This window comes from Acidiferrobacterales bacterium, from assembly GCA_028820695.1.
GTDB lineage: Bacteria > Pseudomonadota > Gammaproteobacteria > Arenicellales > JAJDZL01 > JAJDZL01.
On the sequence record JAPPIB010000033.1, the window covers coordinates 1 to 14,122 of the forward strand.

Annotated in this window: 13 protein-coding genes and 4 tRNA genes; 5 read left to right on the top strand and 12 right to left on the bottom strand. The window is 52.1% G+C overall.

The genetic code is table 11. From position 1 onward, the window contains the following. Positions 1-120: 120 nt before the first annotated feature. The 7 genes from OXI60_04610 to OXI60_04640 all read right to left on the bottom strand — a co-directional run bounded on the left by OXI60_04610 (position 121) and on the right by OXI60_04640 (position 4,508). Positions 121-196: transfer RNA gene (locus OXI60_04610), tRNA-Thr, on the bottom strand. A 149-nt stretch (positions 197-345) separates the two neighbouring features. Continuing rightward, positions 346-419, bottom strand: a tRNA-Gly gene (locus OXI60_04615). 53 nt (positions 420-472) lie between these two features. Next, a tRNA-Tyr gene (locus OXI60_04620) sits at positions 473-554 on the bottom strand. Between the two features lie 199 nt (positions 555-753). Continuing rightward, positions 754-1,653, bottom strand: a complete 900-nt coding sequence (locus tag OXI60_04625; GenBank protein ID MDE0309100.1) for a transglutaminase family protein — start codon at positions 1,651-1,653, stop codon at positions 754-756. Then, on the bottom strand, positions 1,650-2,633 hold the full coding sequence (locus OXI60_04630) for an alpha-E domain-containing protein (protein MDE0309101.1): 984 nt from the start codon (positions 2,631-2,633) through the stop codon (positions 1,650-1,652). The genes OXI60_04625 and OXI60_04630 overlap by 4 nt, the downstream gene beginning before the upstream one ends. A gap of 7 nt (positions 2,634-2,640) precedes the next feature. Then, positions 2,641-4,089 (bottom strand): circularly permuted type 2 ATP-grasp protein, encoded by a 1,449-nt coding sequence (locus tag OXI60_04635; protein ID MDE0309102.1) that lies wholly within the window; start codon positions 4,087-4,089, stop codon positions 2,641-2,643. A 113-nt stretch (positions 4,090-4,202) separates the two neighbouring features. After that, a complete protein-coding gene (locus OXI60_04640; GenBank protein MDE0309103.1) occupies positions 4,203-4,508 on the bottom strand; it encodes a hypothetical protein in 306 nt (101 codons plus the stop codon). Positions 4,509-4,621: 113 nt separating this feature from the next. Here OXI60_04640 and OXI60_04645 point away from each other — a divergent pair, with 113 nt between their 5' ends. The 5 genes from OXI60_04645 (at position 4,622) to OXI60_04665 (ending at position 9,514) form a co-directional block, all read left to right on the top strand. Continuing rightward, positions 4,622-5,599 carry a YafY family protein gene (locus OXI60_04645; protein MDE0309104.1) on the top strand — a complete coding sequence of 326 codons (978 nt, stop codon included), beginning with the start codon at positions 4,622-4,624 and terminating at the stop codon, positions 5,597-5,599. A 171-nt stretch (positions 5,600-5,770) separates the two neighbouring features. Continuing rightward, positions 5,771-6,727: a hypothetical protein gene (locus OXI60_04650; GenBank protein ID MDE0309105.1), complete on the top strand. Its 957-nt coding sequence runs from the start codon at positions 5,771-5,773 to the stop codon at positions 6,725-6,727. 160 nt (positions 6,728-6,887) lie between these two features. Continuing rightward, a complete protein-coding gene (locus OXI60_04655) occupies positions 6,888-7,082 on the top strand; it encodes a hypothetical protein (GenBank protein ID MDE0309106.1) in 195 nt (64 codons plus the stop codon). Positions 7,083-7,093: 11 nt separating this feature from the next. Next, the gene (locus OXI60_04660; GenBank protein MDE0309107.1) at positions 7,094-7,357 is read left to right on the top strand and encodes a hypothetical protein; all 264 of its coding nucleotides are present in this window, start codon (positions 7,094-7,096) and stop codon (positions 7,355-7,357) included. Next, positions 7,358-9,514, top strand: a complete 2,157-nt coding sequence (locus OXI60_04665; GenBank protein MDE0309108.1) for a hypothetical protein — start codon at positions 7,358-7,360, stop codon at positions 9,512-9,514. 338 nt (positions 9,515-9,852) lie between these two features. Here the strand turns inward: OXI60_04665 and OXI60_04670 are convergent, their stop codons facing one another. The 5 genes from OXI60_04670 to OXI60_04690 form a co-directional block, all read right to left on the bottom strand. Beyond that, positions 9,853-10,677 carry an ABC transporter permease gene (locus OXI60_04670; protein MDE0309109.1) on the bottom strand — a complete coding sequence of 275 codons (825 nt, stop codon included), beginning with the start codon at positions 10,675-10,677 and terminating at the stop codon, positions 9,853-9,855. After that, a complete protein-coding gene (locus OXI60_04675) occupies positions 10,667-11,605 on the bottom strand; it encodes an ABC transporter permease (GenBank protein MDE0309110.1) in 939 nt (312 codons plus the stop codon). Before OXI60_04675 ends, OXI60_04670 begins: the two co-directional genes overlap by 11 nt. Further along, entirely contained in the window at positions 11,605-12,600 is a 996-nt protein-coding gene (locus OXI60_04680) for an ABC transporter ATP-binding protein (GenBank protein MDE0309111.1), read from the bottom strand. The genes OXI60_04675 and OXI60_04680 overlap by 1 nt, the downstream gene beginning before the upstream one ends. Positions 12,601-12,745: 145 nt before the next feature. Continuing rightward, positions 12,746-13,897 (bottom strand): ABC transporter substrate-binding protein, encoded by a 1,152-nt coding sequence (locus OXI60_04685; protein MDE0309112.1) that lies wholly within the window; start codon positions 13,895-13,897, stop codon positions 12,746-12,748. A gap of 35 nt (positions 13,898-13,932) precedes the next feature. After that, a tRNA-Thr gene (locus OXI60_04690) sits at positions 13,933-14,008 on the bottom strand. Positions 14,009-14,122 lie beyond the last annotated feature (114 nt).

Sequence of the window (14,122 nt, forward strand, 5' to 3'; positions counted from 1 at the left end):
ATCGTACCCACATTCACATGCGGCTTCGTCCGCTCGAACTTTTCCTTTGCCACTTCGAGTATCCTCGCTACTTAATTATCTATGACAGTCAAAAAGAATCTATTCCACATCTTTCAACACTGGAGCCCACAACCGGATTTGAACCGGTGACCTCTTCCTTACCAAGGAAGTGCTCTACCGACTGAGCTATGTGGGCAATCGGTCCGCCCGTCGCCTGGTCCAAACCCCACAGCCACCGGATAAATTCTGCAATGACGGTTTTCGCACATTTCCCTGACCACCCCACATGCAAAAGCTACCCTCATATCTTGCGCGACACGCGTCAATTTCACCAAGCAGCACTGATGGAGCGGGCGATGGGAATCGAACCCACGTCATCAGCTTGGAAGGCTGAGGTTCTGCCTCTGAACTACGCCCGCGCAAATCGCAGATGTCCTATTCGAATCCGGTTCTCGGTTCAATACCCTAACGGTGGAGGGGGGAGGATTCGAACCTCCGAAGGCTGAGCCAGCAGATTTACAGTCTGCCCCCTTTGGCCGCTCGGGAACCCCTCCGGAGCAAATCCAATGTAAACGGCTTATACTACCCAAAAAAATCACTTTTGTCAAAATTTTTTTAGGAGTTTCAGGAACCCGGGACCCCGATCAGTTTCGGTGTTGGGCCAAGAGACGGAAGATTATATCCGGAATTGATGCGGGCGAAACAGATGTGTCCAGGTTCACAGCGATTCGTGCCGCCGGAAAACCGTCACCATCACTGTTCGGATTCATTCTGTAAATCCGCACATTCCCGCCTCACCACGACCTGCACCTCCACTGCCGAGTGTCCTGCGCCGAAGACAATTCCCTTGGTTGGCGGCACATCGGCGTAGTCGCGTCCGACCGCCACGCGGACATAGCGATCGTCCGCAAGCGTCTGATTCGTAGGATCGATTCCAATCCATCCGTGTCCCGGGTTGAGAACCTCCACCCAGCAGTGGCTCTCACCGACCGGCGTCTGAAAGTCATCCGCACTTTCAAGCCTGAGATATCCAGAAACGTATCGACTCGGGATTTTCCAGTGCCGGCCGATCGCCAGCAACACATGTGTGTAATCCTGACAGACTCCGCGACGGGTATGCAGAATTTCATCAGTTGGCGAGTTGACATCGGTGCAGCCGCGCTGGTAACTGAAATTTTGAAACAGATGGGAGGAAGCCGCGATCATTGACGATACAGGTCCGGCCTCCTTCTCAATGCCGCAGGACCTCATGAATGCATCCAGTGCCGGGCTTCGACGGACGTATCTGCTGTCGTTGAGAAAATCCCAATGTCGCACCGGTTCGGTTACCGCATCAAGCCGATCCCAACGATCAGACGGCAACCCGGCTTCAAACACGTGCTGCTCGGCAAGTTCAATCTCGGCACTGGAGCGTACGGTAAGCTCATCATGACATCCGGCAGTGTTGAGAAGATGGCAGACATTCCCGAAGCAATCATCAAATCTGACGATACCGGACACGGGCTCGGTTTCCAAGACAAAATTCGTCACTCGCTGACCCTTATCCTGTCTTGGATGCATCCGCACCGACATGGTGCTGCTCCGTGCCGATTGCTGGTAGGAAAACCGGGATACGTGTTCGACCCTGAACCTTCTTGACCTGAAACCGTTCATACTCCGGGATAGCTGGCAACGTCATAGTTCAGGTACGCCTGATCAATGTCATCGTTGAGCTGGCGTGCTGAATCCTGAATCTCCCGCAAAATTTCCGACACATCACCGTGGGTCGAGCCATCAGCCAACATCACACCGTCCGACTGCCTAATCATCTGTTCCACCTTTTCGTTGATTGCAATCTTAGCGGGATGACGATGACCCTCACTGACCGCCTCAAGGCACTGTTTGATTACCAACAACGCGTACTCGACCGAATGAGAAAGACGCGCGTCACTGATGAGAAATGCCGCAATCTTATCGGGATGATGCGCACTTGCCCTCACCCGGCGCAATGCCAGGGAGGCCTCACAGACCTGCAGTACAAAATACCAGTCCTGGGCAAAGTACAACTTGCGAACGGACGTGTTGGCGAGCTGTGCCTGAATGAGCGAACAGACCAGCTGAACCCGCTCGACGTAGCGACCCAGCTGGGTGAAATACCATCCGTGATCGCGATACATGGTGCTGTGCATCGTGCCAAACAGCCTGCGGATACCAGATGCTATCTCCAGATAGAAACTGCGCGGCTCATCATTCCATATGTTCTGGATTCCGACATCTTTCAGTTCCAGATACGAGGCATTGAGCAACGACCATGTCTGCTTGCCCACGACAAATCGGACCTGACGCGCATTTTCCCTTGCATTCTCGATACAGCTGATCAACGAGTCCGGATTGATTCTCTCGAAGGTCAGTTCGTCGGCGAGCGTGAATGAGTCGGTCAGCATGAAGTCATCATCGTCGTGATCGGAATGCAGGAACCCTGCGGTCGGAGTAGAGCTCAGGGCTGCATGCAGCCGTCGCCAGTTCTGGTCAATCTCTTGCACCGGGCGATCCTCAATCGCCTGGAACTGGGCGGCCAGCAACCGACTGACATGATCCGCTCTCTCAAGATAGCGACTCATCCAGTAAAGACCATACGCACTTCGTGACAGCATGACTATCCTATTTTGCCAGAACCCACATATCCTTTCCCCCGCCGCCCTGGCTGGAGTTCACGACCAGCGAGCCTTCTTTCAGGGCAACGCGACAAAAAGCACCAGGGGGCAGCCTTGTCGCGGCGCCCCGCAGGACAAACGTGCGCAGATCAACATGGCGCGGTGCGGCACCGTCATCGGTCAGACACGGAGAGCACGAAAGCGCAAGTGTCGGCTGTGCAATGTAGTTGGCTGGATTGTCGCGCATCTCCTGCGCGTAGGCAGCGCGTTCTGAAGGCGTGGCATGCGGCCCTACCAGCATGCCATATCCTCCGGAACCTCCGACCACCTTGACCACCAGTTGGTCCAGATTGTCGAGTGTATATTCCAGGTCCTCGCGATTACGGCAAAGATATGTTTCGACGTTGCATAATATCGGATCCTCCGACAAGTAATACCGAATCATATCCGGTACGTAGGCATATACGCTTTTATCATCGGCAACACCGGTTCCAGGTGCGTTCGCGATGGTCACATTGCCAAGTTGATGAGCATGAAAGATTCCCGGAACCCCGAGAACCGAGTCTTCGCGAAATACCAGCGGATCGATGAAGTCATCATCGATCCGGCGATAGATGACATCAACCTTGCGCAGTCCACTCGTGGTCCGCATATAGACAAACCCGTTTTGGACCAGCATGTCATTGCCCTGCACCAGTTCGACTCCCATTTCCCGGGCAAGAAACATATGTTCATAGAATGCTGAATTGTAGACGCCGGGTGTCATCAGGACAATGCAGGGATCAGTCACACCAGATGGCGCCATCTCGGCAAGAGTCTCGCGCAGCAACTCGCCATAGGTCTCTATCGGGTGCACCTTGTGTTTACGGAAAATATCACGCAGGCTGGTCTTCACCGCCTGTCGATTTGCCAGCATATAGGACACACCTGACGGAACCCGAAGATTGTCCTCTAAAACCATGAATCCATCGTTGGTACGTATCATGTCCGTACCGCAGATCGATACAAAGGAACCATGTGGGGACTCCACGCCGCGCATCTGAATCCGGTATTGCGGACAGCCCAGCACCAGATCAGTCGGGATCACACCATCGGACAGTATCTTGCAGGCGCCGTAAATGTCTGCGAGAAAGAGATTCAGTGCGGTGAGGCGCTGTTTCAATCCCTGTTCGAGAAAAGCCCACTCGTGCGCAGAGATGATTCTGGGCAGGAAATCGATGGGAATGATCCGTTCCTGAGCGCCTTTCTCGCCGTAAACCGCAAATGTGATTCCTTCATGAAGAAATGAACGCTCGGCCCGCTCCTGCATGGACGCAATCTCACCTGGATTGAAACTATCGAGCACCTTGAACAGTCGACGGCAATGTTCGCGAACGTTTCCGTCTTCGTGAAACATCTCGTCGTAAAAAGTCTCTTTGACCTGATACTTTGCAAACAGGGACTCTTTGCGCACCATTATCCTACCTGAATTATTTTTTTGTTCGAAGTCGCACGCCCGATCTGAACCCGTGACCGTTCTTTCCGTCGGTTGCAGCAGTTTAGACTCCAGTTCGATTATAGCCACCGGTTTCAGCGCAGGTAAGGAAACTCAGATGTTCCCGCGCAATTTATGGCCAGGATCTCTGACTGATTGAGGTCAACAAAGTGGGTACCGCTTCCAGTCACGACTTCGTTGTCGGACAGGTTCCACAAGTTTTTCTCCATCTGCGCCGATTGCGGCCGAACGCTGACTGACAACCTTATCGAAGACGAATGCGTCCGCAAGCGGATTGCGGCACCTGTGGCAATTGACAGAACCGGAAACTGAATCTTCCCTGCCGAAGAGTACTCGGATTCAGTGCCGGGCATCTCCTCGATCAGGCCGACTTTGTCCAACCGAGCGATCGCACAATGGGCTAAAATGAAAGGGTCGTGACTGTCAGGACCCGACCCGGCGGTTTCCGGAATTTACCGCGCCGCGACATTCCAATATTGACAAGTAGAAGAATATGGACCGATCGGAACGTTTTGTTAAAATCAATCATCTCCTGCAATCAAGAAAATCCACCCCGATAGACATGCTCATTGAGACTTTGGGTGTGTCTCGAGCGACCGTCAAGCGCGATATCTGCTACATGCGAGACCGGCTCCATGCGCCGATTGTCTGGGACCGGGAACGTCGCGGTTATCGATTCGAGGATGCTGATCCGAACTTCCCTCAGTATTCCTTGCCCGGGGTTTGGTTCAACAGCGAAGAAGCCTATGCATTACTGACTTTGGAATACATGCTGCGGAACATTCAGCCTGGTCTGCTGGAGCCGCACATTAAACTTCTTGAAAGGAAGATTCGAGACATTCTTGAACCTGGCAGCGAACACTCCCTGAAGGAACTGAGAAGAAGAATAAAGATCATCAACAAAGGTGCGCCAAGTCCGGATTCAAGAGACTTCGGCACTATAACCGCGGCCTTGTTGGGCAGATTGAAACTTAATGTCAACTACGTCAACCGGGAAACACACGAAGTCACCGCGCGGGTTGTATCGCCTCAGAGACTGGTTTACTACAACGCGGTCTGGTATCTTGACAGTTGGTGCCACCTGCGAAACGGTCTACGCACGTTCCGTGTGGACAACCTGACGGATATCGAACTGACAGCGCAGATTGCCTGCGATATTGAAGCCAATCGACTGGATTCCATACTGGCGAGCGGATATGGCATTTTTTCGGGAGAGGATACCGAACTGGTCGTCTTGCGATTCTCCAGGCACGTGTCTTTATGGGTCGCAAGGGAAAAGTGGCACTCACATCAGCAGATTGAATACGATGGCCAAGGTCGGCTGATCATGACACTGCCGTTTTCTGCCGACAGTGAACTGATCCAGCAGATTCTCAAATATGGACCGGAGCTGGAAGTCCTCAAACCGGTCCGACTTCGAAAGAAGATCAAATTCATGCTCTGCGCCGCCAGCCGGATATACGACCGATAGCCAGCAAAGCCTTCCCGCTTTCAAACTCCACCGGGAGAAAACATCCGAATCGACGCTGAATTTCCGGATGTTTCCATCCAATGTTCAAAAAAAACACTATAGGCTCACGCTATGAGCCACCGGCACAACTAATATTCCACACAATTCGAAGAACAAGTATGGAGAACTCAAATGAAAACCCTTTTGCCGCTATTGTGCGATGTCGAGATCGATAAATCTCAGACGTTCAGAAACCTATCGATGTATCCCCTGCAATCCGCCACCGGCAGCCAGACTGTCGATTACACAATGTTCAATGCGCAAGTCGACACGAACCGGGTACGAATCGTCGAAAAGTTCAGCTCGCAGGACAATTCTGACCTGAAAGTGGGTTTCACCGGTGATCGTCGCTATCTTATTCTGGACGGAGACGGGTTGCCGACGCCAGATAACATATACATTTGCGCAACAAGCGCATTGCTGCCTGCCGGCGAAGTTGTCACCTTGCCTGTCTATGACCTCAAGCAGGGTCGCTGGATACATGAGTCGGACACGATTCAGCACTTCGCCAGAAATTTCCTGTCCAGCGGAACCTCCGAGAAAGCACAGGCGAGACGCCCCGAATCAAGATCTTCCGAGGTTGCCATTGAGCACGACAACCGACAGGAAAAGCAAGCACAGATGGATCGCGAAAGTACACACTACACACAAAACAAGGCCAAACTTCAGGATTATCTGGACAACCTCACTGTTCTTGCCTCACATATCGGCGCAATCTTCGTCGTCAACGGTGAAGTTGCGGGAATTGATCTATTCGAAAACGATACGATATTTGCGTCACAGCTGGCTTCCCTGATCGACTGCTATGCGGCCGATCCGCTCAAGGTGCGATCAACAATCAGCAAACGAAAGTCCAAAAACGCAGCCGCAGCCTTCCTGTCAGAAATTCGCAATACACCCATCATGACCTCCCCGACTCCCGGTGACGGTGAAGGCCTTCGCTTCGAAAGCACAACCCTGATCGGAGGTGCCCTGAGAGTCGATAAACGTGTTGTCCATCTTTGCGCCATGCCTGAATCGGCCGCAGTCAATACGACTGAGTTTCGCGCGCGCAAGAGTCGTGCGCAAGCCGCAGCAAATCGAGCATAGGCAGTTGTACTCGAAACCTGCATTCTGCAATTCCCTGAAATTACAAAATTACAACTGACTCTGACAACCGCCCCGTGAAACGCGAATGATACAACTTGCCTGCAATGCGCAGATAAGGATGGCAGGTTGAGTTGAACAACCAAATTACAAGACTGGATGAATGAATACCAACACCGATGACACCCGACCGCGCAACACTGAACCATCAGTGAATGTCGCGCTTGCCAACGCCTTGAAATCACTGCATCCGGATTGGGATGACAGTACGTTGCATTCCGAACGTACCAATGTGCTCCGGCCCGCGGGGAGTCGGATTCGGCTGTGCATAGGTCAACTGCGGCTGTCACAGGATTGAGACCAGATATATTGATTGCGTTAACACGACGACAGCCTGTTGTCGTGGAAACAGAGTTCAGCCCGGCCCGTTCGGTAGAGCAAGATGCAACAGCCAGGCTGGGTTTGCAACTACAAAGCACCGGCGATCGAATCGAAGGTGTATTGTCAGTCATATTGCCACAAAGTCTGAAACACGGAAGTCTGGACAACGTTGATGATGTCATTTTTCAGTATGCGACACACTTTCTTGGTGAGGATGGCGAATCAGCTCGCTGGCCATCCGGAAACGACTGATTGGAAGGTAAAGTCGAGGATCTTGCCGATGCGATCGAGAATTTATCCATATCTCCAAACCGAATTGCGCTTGGCACTACAGTTCTTGAGGAGGTCGTTCGTCAATCCGCTGCAAGATTGATGAACTATTCCGCTGACTTTACACTTGAAAGACTCGCAGCAAAGTTACATCAGGAACCTGGCGAGCAGACAGCTCGAATGACAACAGCCATATTCGTATCAGCATTCGTATTCCAGTCCGCATTGGGAGAGCAGAAGATAATTGCGCACTTATCGGATGAGGAACAAATCTCCAGATATGCATTGTCGGCTCATTGGCGCAAAATTCTTGAAATCAATTATTGGCCTGTGTTTGGTATTGCCCGGGAATTGCTGGCAATTATTCCGATCATCACGGTATCTTATGTGATGGAGCGTATTGCGCAGTCAATTCCCATGTTGACGAAATTGGGAGCGGTTTCCTATCACGATCTCACCGGGCGCATGTTCCAGACACTGATTACGGACCGAAAGTTTCTGGCCACCTTTTACACCTTGCCGCAATCAGCATGTCTTTTGGCGGAGCTTGCCGTCAATCGCTTGAAGGTCGACTGGAGCGATAAGGCAACCATTGGAAAGTTGAGGGTCGCGGACTTTGCCTGTGGAACTGGAGCGCTGCTGTCCGCTGTACAACGCTCAATCTGTCGTCGGCACCGCCGGGCAGGTTACGACGACCATGATTTGCATTCAATCATAATGGAGCGCGTCTTGATCGGGTTGGACATCATGCCGGCTGGAACTCATCTGACCTGCTCTATTCTGTCCAGTTGCCATCCTTCAATTCCGTACGGCGAGTGTCAGATACACACTATGCCTTATGGAATAACTGAAAGTGGAACTCACATTGGCTCACTTGATTTTCTTACGAGTGAGTTTTCGTACTCTTTGTTCGCTAGCGGTGAGACCTTGACCGGAACCAAGACGGATGATACGAATGGGTATGCCATTACGATCAAGGACAATTCATGTGACATCGTAATCATGAATCCTCCATTCACCCGCCCAACAGGTCACGAAGGCACAATAAAAGTCGACACACCTGTGCAGAGTTTCGCAGGTTTGGGAAAAGAGGAAGTTGATCAAAGAGCGATGTCGGACAAACTCAAGAAGTCCAATCCGGAATTCGGACATGGCAATGCCGGATTGGCATCCAACTTCATGGACCTGGGCCATCGAAAACTCAAGGAAGGCGGAATTCTTGCGCTTGTATTGCCTTTCGCCGCAGTTCAGGGCAGGGCTTGGGGAAACGCACGAAAGATGCTTGACGATCACTATGACGATATCCATATCGTCTCAATCGCTACAAGTGGTGGAACCGACCGAGCCTTTTCGGCAGACACCGGTATGGCTGAAGTTCTTGTCGTGGCAACAAAGCGGCAAAGCTTGACAAAGTCTGTTTACTACACCAACTTGCGCTCAAGACCCAAGTCTTTTCTGGAAGCGTCAGAGGAGGCAAAAAAGGTTCCGAAGGAAGTTCGACCGGGCAGTATTCTGGAGGCCGGATTCATAGGAGTTCTGTCAGATAATCTCATAAGAAGCGCCCAGGGTATTCCGCAAGGAAAATTGATATTGCCGCGACTGGCTCAGGAACACCTCATTCCCATTGTTGCAATCGGAGATGTCGCACAGCGCGGACTCTACAGCCTCGATATAAATGGCAAACCGCCTCGGGGAGCGTTCAGGAAACGTAGTCTTGAGAAGGATGAAATCCCCGAATATCCGTCGTTGTGGAACCATGATGCGAATCGTGAACGCATGATGGTGGTTAATCCTGATTCATGTTGTGATGTGAATACAGGATATGAGAGGAAAGCGGCGGACGATTGGAACCGAACAGCGTCTCGTCTTCATTGGAATGCGGATTTTCGGTTAAACTCGCAAAGTCTTGTGATGTGCATTACACCAGAAAAGTGTATCGGAGGACGTGCGTGGTCAAATGTAATCGTCTATGACGATAGACACGAAGCAGTTCTGGCACTGTGGTCGAACTCAACCCTCGGCTTGCTGATGCACTGGTGGGAAGGGACGCGTCAGCAACAAGGTCGTTCTAGGGGAGTGTCTCTGCAATACCCGACTATCCTGTCTTGGACCCAAGAACACTTACCGTTGAACAACTAAACTCATGCCAATCCATTTTTGACGAAATCAAAAACGAGAAATTCCTGCCGGCCAATGAGTCTTATCGGGATAACGTTCGGAAACGGTTGGACCGTGCTCTATTCTGTGAGTATTGCGCTTTCCTGCGAACTTACTTGAGTCGCTTGAAGTCTTACGCAATCAGTGGTGTGCTGAACCATCGATGCATGGCGGCAAGTCAACACGAATCAATGCTGCAGACTAATCCGAAAAGGATGTGCAGTCTCGAGCGCGGCAATCAGTGAGAATCCGGCTGAGGATCTTGTTGGACGTACGCACGATTGACTTTCAACGCAAGTTCCTCGTCCAACGTCCAATGCTCACCGATTCATCACTTTCGATGTCGCTTTCCGATCGAGGGTACTGTCCCTGGACAGGTAATAGGCACCTAGAATCGGCAAGAATGTGACGAGTACAACAACCATGGCCACCACATTGGTTACCGGCCGCTGGCGCGGCCTGACGAGTTCCTCCAGCATCCAGATCGGCAGCGTCTGCTGCTGTCCCGCCGTGAATGTCGTCACGATCACCTCGTCAAATGAAAGCGCAAATGCCAGCATTCCACCTGCCAGCAAGGCTGTCCCGAGGTTGGGAAGAAGTATGTAGCGAAACGTCTGGAATGCACTCGCGCCAAGATCATAGGACGCCTCAATCAGGGAGCCGGAAATGCGCCGAAACCGCGCAATCGCGTTGTTGTAGACAACTACGACGCAGAACGTCGCATGTCCGAGAATAATCGTAAACGTCGAAAAGGGAATATCCAGGATGTTGAACGCAGAACGCAACGAGATTCCGGTGATGATCCCCGGCAACGCAATTGGAAGAATGACTAGCAAGGATATCGCCTCACGACCGAAGAATTTTGACTTGGACACCGCCGCGGCACATAGGGTGCCCAGTACGATCGCAATCAATGTGGAAACCGTCGCGACTCGCAATGACAGTCCAAGGGCATCCCAGACATCCGGACGATTCCAGGTGACGGCAAACCACTCCAGGGTCAGCCCAGGCGGGGGAAACTGATAACTCTTGTCTTCTGTCGTAAAGGCATACAGAAAAATCAGCAAGATCGGCAGATGCAGAAATAACAGACCGGCAATCGCTGAAATCCTGAGCAGAACCGAGGCTTTGCGTTCAGAGTGCATCGAAAGCTCCCTGTCTTTTTGCCATGATCAGGTATACCGCCATTACGATGATCGGAACCACAGCGAAAGCAGCGGCAAGCGGAATATTACCCGCCGTACCCTGGTGTGCGTACACTGCCTGACCGATGAAACGCCGGGATGAGCCGATAATCTGCGGAACGATGAAATCACCGAGCGTAAGCGAGAACGTAAATATTGAACCGGCCACCACACCGGGCAAAGCCAGCGGAATCGTAATCAGACGCAACGTCTGTCCCGACTCAGCGCCCAGATCATCAGAGGCATGAAGCAGATTGTCCGGAATTCTCTCCAAGGCTGCCTGAACCGGCAGGATCATGAATGGGAGCCATACATACAGCAGTACGATAAATGTACCGATGTAACTGATCGAAAGCGAGTTTCCACCAATCACAGGTATCGACAGAATCGAGTTCAGAACGACTTCCGTACCGGTGATCTGGACGATCCAATTGATGATTCCCTCCTTCGCAAGAATCAGTTTCCATGCATAAATCTTAACCAGATAACTCGACCACAGCGGCAGCATCACCCCCAGATAAAATAACGCTTTCATACGTCCGCGGGCATATCTGGCGGCGTAATAGGCGATGGGAAATGCGATGATCGCCGCACTGATGGTCACCGCGATCGCCATCAGTACGGTGCGCAGAATGACATCGAAATTGGCGGGCGAGAAAAGTTCCCTGTAGGTTTTCAGGGTAAACTCATGTCGAACCAATCCCGAAAACTCATCGATGGAAAAGAAACTTTGCAGCAGCAATGTGAACAAGCTGCCGACGTAAATCACCCCAAGCCAGAGCAACGGAGGTAACAGGAGCAGAAAAATGACGAGGCCCGGCCGCCGCCAAAATACGTCGAATACCCCAGTCCAGAAAGCTGTTCTACCCGAAACGTGAACCGTATTCATCAGTCATCGCTCTCCATGACATGCATGGCATCCGAATCCCACGTCAAAGAGACTGCAGCCTCGATTGGGGGCAATGCGACTGCAGCGTCAATCTGTGCTGTAATCTTTCCCGCTTTCACAGAAACCGTCACGAAATTTGCGGACCCCATGAATCTGATCGTCTCAAGAACACCGTCAATCCTGCCTTCACCCGGCTCAACAATTCTGATTGACTCAGGACGCAGGCTGGACCACTGACTGTCGCCGCCGCAAGCGACACTGACCTGCGGAGACAGGACATTCGACGACCCGACGAACTCCGCAACAAAACGTGTTCGCGGACGCTGGTAGATTTCATGTGGCGTGCCAACCTGAATAATCCGACCTTCGTTGACAATGGCGATTCGATCTGACATCGACAACGCTTCATTTTGGTCATGCGTGACAAACACGAATGTAATTCCGATGGACTTCTGCAGAACCTTGAGCTCTTCCTGCATCTGCTCTCTGAGTTTCAGGTCGAGAGCGCCGAGCGGCTCATCAAGCAACAGCACGCGCGGTTTGTTGATCAGTGCCCTGGCCAGTGCCACTCTCTGGCGCTGACCACCGGACAGCTGAGCGGGCGAGCGTTGGCCGTACCCGCCGAGTTTTACGAGCTCCAGAAGAGCATCCGCTTCCTTGTACCGCTGCGGTCTGGAAACACCCTTGACCCTCAGTCCGTACGACACATTCTCAATGACATTGAGATGCGGAAACAGCGCATAATCCTGAAATACTGTATTGACCGGGCGTCGATTGGGCGGAATGTCATCCGAACGTACGCCAAATATCTCGATATGACCATCGGTCGGACGGTCTATTCCGGAGATCAATCTGAGGCAGGTGGTTTTCCCGGAGCCGGAGGGTCCGAGCAAAGCGAAGAATTCACCTTCGCGAATGGTTAGGTTGATGCCATCAACTGCAGCGACAGTATCAAAGTGACGGGAAACACTTTCAAACCGGACCGCATCAACCATCACAAAGCTACCCGAAACAGCACTGGAAACATAGTGTCAGATGCGGTCAGCCAGTCTTTTCCCAGATGGACAGCGGCGCCGATGGTCGACGCCGCATGATATACCTCGTTGTAACAACCTGCGGCTGATTCGCACAGGCTTTTGACTATCGACCGCCGATCACGCCGATATAGTCAGACACCCAACGGTAATAGGGTACACATTCGTCCTGGGATGCACATCGGGTCACCGGTGTGGTCCAGAACTTGATCTTGTCGAAATCCCCAAGTCCGTTCTTTTCGCACCCCTCGGCGGTTTGCATGCCGCGGCCGTCCGTGCAGGCTGCCAGCACGGGAGGCACTGCGCCGAACCAGACCGAAAGATCACTTTGCAAGTTGGACGACAGTGTATGTTCCATCCACATGTATGCGCAATTCGGATGTTCCGAATCAATGTGCATCATGGTTGTATCCGACCAGCCGGTGGCTCCCTCCTTTGGAATCACCGACGCGATAGGAAGTCCTTCCGACTGCAGCAGATTGACCTGGAACGGCCAGGAACCGGAAGCGACAACGCCCTCGTTCTTAAAATCGTCCATCTGGATGAAAGCATTGTGCCAGTAACGCCCGACAATCTTGCGTTGCTGTCGCAACAGGTCCAAAGCCACTGCATATTGGTCGGCATTGAGTTCGTAAGGGTTGGCAATGCCAAGTTCGGGCTGATGATGCATGAGATACAGCGCCGCGTCCGCAACATGAATCGGTCCGTCATAGGCTTGCACGCGTCCCTGGTTCGACTGCCCGTCCGGCAAGGTCATCTCCTCAAACACCACGGACCAGCTGTCAGGTGGTTCCGGAAACACTTCGGTGTTGTACATCAATACGTTCGGACCCCACATATAGGGTGTACCGTAATGTTTGCCGTCGACAGTATGCCAAGGGGCGTTCTTCAGACGATCGTCCACTGTCTCCCAGCTGGGAATCAGATCGATGTTCACTTCCTGAACCCGCTTGCCTGCAATGAGCCGAAGTGAGGCGTCCCCTGAAGCCGTAACAAGGTCGAACCCACCTTCATTCATCAATGCAACCATCTCATCGGATGTATTCGCAGTCTTGATCCGGACCATGCAGCCGGTCGCTTCCTCAAAACTGGTCACCCAGTCAAACTCTTTCACCGTCTCCCCGCGTTCGATGTACCCAGGCCATGCAACGATATCAAGCGCGCCCTCACCCGCACCGATCTCCATTTTCATGTCTGCAAAACCGACCGATGAAACCATCGCCGCAACAACTGCTGCCAATGCGAGTCTAATTTTCATAACGGAATGTTCCCACTACCTTGTCTTATGATTATTGGAGCCCGCAGAGGGATTCGAACCCCCGACCTGATGATTACAAATCAACTGCTCTACCAACTGTGCTATGCGGGCACCATTGAATTGTCAAAACGATTTTACAGAACTTCCACCCCTCGTTCATCAAAATGTTGTTCCCTGAAATCGCGTTAGAGCATTATTTTCGCATCAACAGCCCGATTCTGGCGT

Excerpts from the sequence above, each read along its gene's own strand:
- OXI60_04625 (MDE0309100.1), bottom strand. The coding sequence starts at position 1,653 with ATGAACGGTTTCAGGTCAAGAAGGTTCAGGGTCGAACACGTATCCCGG.
- OXI60_04630 (MDE0309101.1), bottom strand. The coding sequence starts at position 2,633 with ATGCTGTCACGAAGTGCGTATGGTCTTTACTGGATGAGTCGCTATCTT.
- OXI60_04635 (MDE0309102.1), bottom strand. The coding sequence starts at position 4,089 with ATGGTGCGCAAAGAGTCCCTGTTTGCAAAGTATCAGGTCAAAGAGACT.
- OXI60_04645 (MDE0309104.1), top strand. The coding sequence starts at position 4,622 with ATGGACCGATCGGAACGTTTTGTTAAAATCAATCATCTCCTGCAATCA.
- OXI60_04650 (MDE0309105.1), top strand. The coding sequence starts at position 5,771 with ATGAAAACCCTTTTGCCGCTATTGTGCGATGTCGAGATCGATAAATCT.
- OXI60_04655 (MDE0309106.1), top strand. The coding sequence starts at position 6,888 with ATGAATACCAACACCGATGACACCCGACCGCGCAACACTGAACCATCA.
- OXI60_04670 (MDE0309109.1), bottom strand. The coding sequence starts at position 10,677 with ATGCACTCTGAACGCAAAGCCTCGGTTCTGCTCAGGATTTCAGCGATT.
- OXI60_04675 (MDE0309110.1), bottom strand. The coding sequence starts at position 11,605 with ATGAATACGGTTCACGTTTCGGGTAGAACAGCTTTCTGGACTGGGGTA.
- OXI60_04680 (MDE0309111.1), bottom strand. The coding sequence starts at position 12,600 with ATGGTTGATGCGGTCCGGTTTGAAAGTGTTTCCCGTCACTTTGATACT.
- OXI60_04685 (MDE0309112.1), bottom strand. The coding sequence starts at position 13,897 with ATGAAAATTAGACTCGCATTGGCAGCAGTTGTTGCGGCGATGGTTTCA.